This is a genomic window from Actinoplanes sp. NPDC024001 (assembly GCF_040638955.1).
In the GTDB taxonomy this organism is placed as follows: Bacteria; Actinomycetota; Actinomycetes; order Mycobacteriales; family Micromonosporaceae; genus Actinoplanes.
Window position 1 is genome coordinate 1 of the sequence record NZ_JBEZZB010000350.1, and the last position, 2,723, is coordinate 2,723.

3 protein-coding genes are annotated in these 2,723 nt (G+C 72.6%); 2 read left to right on the forward strand and 1 reads right to left on the reverse strand.

The features are described 5' to 3' along the window. Positions 1 to 204, reverse strand: a 204-nt coding sequence (locus AB0F81_RS51005; protein ID WP_360211672.1) for an aldehyde dehydrogenase family protein, incomplete at its 3' end; no start/stop codon positions are given. A gap of 203 nt (positions 205 to 407) precedes the next feature. On the opposite strand from AB0F81_RS51005, the gene AB0F81_RS51010 reads away from it, so the two are divergent. After that, positions 408 to 2,063: a carbamoyltransferase C-terminal domain-containing protein gene (locus AB0F81_RS51010; protein WP_360211674.1), complete on the forward strand. Its 1,656-nt coding sequence runs from the start codon at positions 408 to 410 to the stop codon at positions 2,061 to 2,063. Beyond that, positions 2,060 to 2,723: glycosyltransferase (locus AB0F81_RS51015; RefSeq protein WP_360211676.1), on the forward strand; the 664-nt coding region annotated here is incomplete at its 3' end. The genes AB0F81_RS51010 and AB0F81_RS51015, both read left to right, overlap by 4 nt.

The following is a 2,723-nucleotide window of genomic DNA, read 5'->3' on the forward strand; positions in this document are numbered from 1 at the left end:
GGCGGCGGCGCGGGCCGCCGGCGCGGTCCGGGCCCAGCCGGGGGCGGCGGCGCGGGCGGATTTCACCGCCGCGGCCACGTCGGCCTCGGAGGAGACCGGCACGCGCGTGACCGGGGAGTCGTCGCGCGGATTCAGAACGGTCAGCGTCCGCTCGCCGTTGCCGGGTGTCCATGTGCCGTCGATGAGCTGCTCTACCTCGTACACCGCTACCTCAGCCACCTTTACCTGAGCCATTGCGCCAGTCTGCCCACATTGCATCGCATGAAACCTTGACTCACAGCAAAGATCCCCTGGCGGACGGTAACGATCAGTGCAGGTAATGGGGCAAAAACGTGAATTGTTCGACCGAACAGGAGAAGTCGATGATCATGTGAGTAAGTGAAAAATTCCGGGGTAACCGCGTCGCCATGCGAGTACTCGGGATCAACGCGATCTTCCATGATCCGTCCGCGGCCGTGATCGTCGACGGTCGTGTCGTGGCTGCCGCGGAGGAGGAGCGGTTCAGCCGCCGTAAGCACGGCAAACGTCCCGTGCCGTTCTCCGCCTGGGAGCTCCCCGAGCTCTCCGCCGCCTGGTGCCTGCAGGAGGCCGGCCTGCGGCCCGGCGACCTGGACGCGGTCGCCTACTCCTTCGACCCGGCGCTCTGCCGCGACCCGGCCGAGGTGGGCATCCACGACCCCTGGGACAGCCTGCGTGTCGACTACGCGCGGCGGGCACCGCAGTTTCTGGCCACCGCGCTGCCCGGTCTCGACCCGGAGCAGGTGCGGTTCGTCCCGCACCACGTCGCGCACGCCGCGTCCGCCGGGCTCAGCGTCGACGGCCCCAGCGCGGTGCTGGTCCTGGACGGGCGCGGCGAGTCCGCCAGCCACCTGGCCGGCGCCTACCGCGACGGGCACCTCGAGACGTTCCGCAGCCAGGAGCTGCCGCATTCGCTCGGCCTGCTCTACGAGGACCTGACCCGGCACCTCGGGTTCATGCACTCCAGCGACGAGTACAAGGTGATGGCGCTCGCCTCGTACGGCAAGCCCAGGTTCATCGGCCTGCTCCGCGAGCTGGTCCGGGCCACCGGCGACGGCGGGTTCGTCGTCGAGCGCATCGACTGGGACGCCCTGGCCAAGGCCCGGGCAGCGGGCGACGAGAGGGAGCTGACCGAGACGCACGCCGATCTCGCCTCCAGCGTGCAGATCCGCCTCGAGGAGGTGCTGCTGGACCTGGCCCGCTGGACGTACGAGGCCTCCGGCGGGCTGAAGACGCTGACCATGGCCGGCGGCACCGCCCTGAACTGTGTGGCGAACGCCCGGATCGCCGCCGAGGGCCCGTTCGACCGGGTGTGGGTGCAACCCGCCGCCGGCGACGCGGGCACCGCCCTCGGCGCGGCTCTGGCGCTGACGAACCAGCACGTCCCGTTCACCACCGCCGCCCTCGGCCGCGGCTGGAGCGACGACGAGCTGGAGGCGGAGCTGAAGCGGGCCGCGGTGCCCTACACCCGGCCGCGCTCGATCGCCGCCGAAGCCGCCGAGGTGCTGGCCCGCAACGGCATCGTCGCCTGGTACCAGGGGCGCAGCGAGTACGGCCCGCGCGCCCTCGGCCACCGTTCCCTGCTGGCCCACCCCGGCGACCAGCACACCCAGACCCGGATGAACGACGTGAAGGGCCGCGAGCAGTTCCGCCCGATCGCCCCGATGGTCCGGGCCGAACGCTTCGCCGACATCTTCGAAGGGGTCTACCCGAGCCCGTACATGCTTTTCGTGCACCGGGTGAAGCCGGAGTGGAAGGACCGGATCCCGGCCGTCACCCACGTCGACGGCACCGCCCGCGTGCAGACCGTCCACACCGACACCGAGCCGCTGGTCGCCGAGATGCTCGCCGAGTTCGAGCGGCTCACCGGGCTGCCGGTGGTGGTGAACACGTCGCTCAACACGGCCGGCCGGCCGATGGTCGACACCCCGCGGGAGGCTCTGGAGCTCTTCGGCTCGGCGCCGGTCGACCTGCTCGCCATCGGACCGTTCGCGGTCCACCGTGCTCGGACGTTCGGCGAGCAGCCGGCGGGGGAGACCCGATGACGGGAGTCTCCGTCGTCATTCCTACCGTCGGCCGGCCGAGCCTGTCCGAGCTGCTTGAGGCGCTGGGGCCGCTGCCCGCCACGATGGAGCTGATCGTCGTGGACGACCGCCCCGGCCCCGGCGCTGCGCTGCGGCTGCCCGGGGCACGGATCCTTTCGGGCCGTGCGGCCGGGCCCGCCGCCGCCCGCAACGTCGGCTGGCGGGCCGCCCGGCACGACTGGGTCGCCTTCCTCGACGACGACGTGCTGCCCGACCCGGACTGGCTGCGGCGGCTCGCCGAGGACCTTCGCGACGCCGGCCCCGAGGTCGGGGGAGTGCAGGGCAACCTGCGGGTGCCGCTGCCGCAGGGCCGCCGCCCGACCGACTGGGAGCGGGTCACCGCGGGCCTCGCCGACGGCGAGTGGATCACCGCGGACATGGCCTACCGCCGCGCTGCGCTGGCGCGCACCGGCGGCTTCGACGAGCGCCTGCCGCGCGCCTTCCGCGAGGACGCGGAACTCGCGCACCGCATCCGGGAGGCGGGCTTCCAGCTGCGGCGCGGCCTTCGCACGGTGACCCATCCGGTACGCCCGGAGGGCCGCTGGGTGAGCGTACGGACCCAGCGGGGCAACGCCGACGACGCGCTGCTGCGCCGCCTCTACGGCCGGGACTGGCGTGCCG